Origin of the sequence: Mycobacterium sp. Marseille-P9652 (genome assembly GCF_902652685.1) — a bacterium.
Taxonomy (GTDB): domain Bacteria; phylum Actinomycetota; class Actinomycetes; order Mycobacteriales; family Mycobacteriaceae; genus Mycobacterium.
Genome location: NZ_CACRUY010000127.1, coordinates 1 through 1,272, shown reverse-complemented (window position 1 = coordinate 1,272; position 1,272 = coordinate 1). Strand labels below are relative to the sequence as shown.

The following is a 1,272-nucleotide window of genomic DNA, read 5'->3' as shown; positions in this document are numbered from 1 at the left end:
CGCGAGCGTGCGTTGCTCCTATGTCAAGGAGCAGGTTTAGGCAGCTGTTTGCAGTGCGGGGTGGGGGTGGTGGTCGGCTCGCAGTCGGGTGAAGACGACGCGCGCCAGGCGGCGTTTGAGGCAGCGCAGTGCTTCGGGGGTGGAGTTCCCGGCGGCCAGGCGTTTGCGGTAGTAGGTGTGCCCGTTGCTGCCGGTGAGGCGGATCTGGGTGATGGCTATGCGGTGCAGGGCGGCGTTGAGTTGGCGGTTGCCCGAGCGGGTCAGGCGGACCCGTCCGGCGGTGTTGCCCGACCAGACCGGGATGGGCGCCACTCCGGCGTGGCGGGCGAAGGCGGGTTCGCTTTTGAACCGGGCGACGCCGGCGGTTTCGGCGACGAGTTTGGCCGCAGTCAGGGCACCACAGCCAGGCAGGGCCAGCAGGGCCGGGGCGATGGTGCTGATGCGGTCGCTGATACGGGCGCTCAGGGCGTCGATCACGGTGGAGAGCCTGGTGATGTCGGCGAGTTCGTCGCGGGCCAGTTCGGCCAGCAGTCCGGGCTGGGTGGCCAGCCAGTCGGCCAGGACCTGACGCGGGCGGGGCCGGTGCAGCGAGCCCAGGGCCGGGGCTTGGGTGGGGTCGAGTTCGTGGATGCGCAGGCGCAGCCGGTTGATCGTCGAGGTGCGTTGGGCAACAAGGTCTTCACGGCGATCCACCAACAGCTTCAACTCCCGCGAGACCGGGTCATGGGCGGCGATCGGCAGGTCGGGCTCACGCAACACCGCCCGGGCTACGGCAAGAGCATCGATGGGATCAGACTTGCCGCGGGTGCGTGCCGAGGCCCGCGCCTGAGCCATCAATTTAGGCGCCACGCGGACGACTTTTTGCCCGGCGCTGAGCAAGTCGCGTTCGAGCCGAGCCGACAACGGGCGGCAGTCCTCGATTCCCCACAGCAGCTCGTCGCCGAACGTCTCGCGAGCCCACCGCAGGGCCTTGTGGTGTCCAGCGGTCGTCGCAAGCACGACTTTGTCGCCCAGCAAGCGTCCGACCTCGTCCACGGCGACGAATGTGTGCGTGCGCTTGTGCACATCGGCTCCAACAACAACCATGATGGTTGCCTCCTTCGACTCGAAGAGGTGATGGTTGGGCCGGCCGGCGGACACATCTCAGTCGGGGCGATGCCACGCTCCTATCAAGTCACGCCGGTCGGTCCTTCACACCCGATGCCGACACAACGCACGAACGCCAACCTCCTCAAGGCGGCAGTGTTTGTAAGAGCCAGACACCGGGTGATC

The 1,272-nt window shown here is 67.5% G+C and carries 1 protein-coding gene; it reads right to left on the bottom strand.

The window, feature by feature from the left end:
• Positions 1-36: 36 nt before the first annotated feature.
• Positions 37-1,086: an IS110 family transposase gene (locus GPY60_RS26475; RefSeq protein ID WP_156690656.1), complete on the bottom strand. Its 1,050-nt coding sequence runs from the start codon at positions 1,084-1,086 to the stop codon at positions 37-39.
• Positions 1,087-1,272: the final 186 nt, after the last annotated feature.

Coding starts and splice junctions, on each gene's coding strand:
- GPY60_RS26475 (WP_156690656.1), bottom strand. CDS start 1,086: ATGGTTGTTGTTGGAGCCGATGTGCACAAGCGCACGCACACATTCGTC.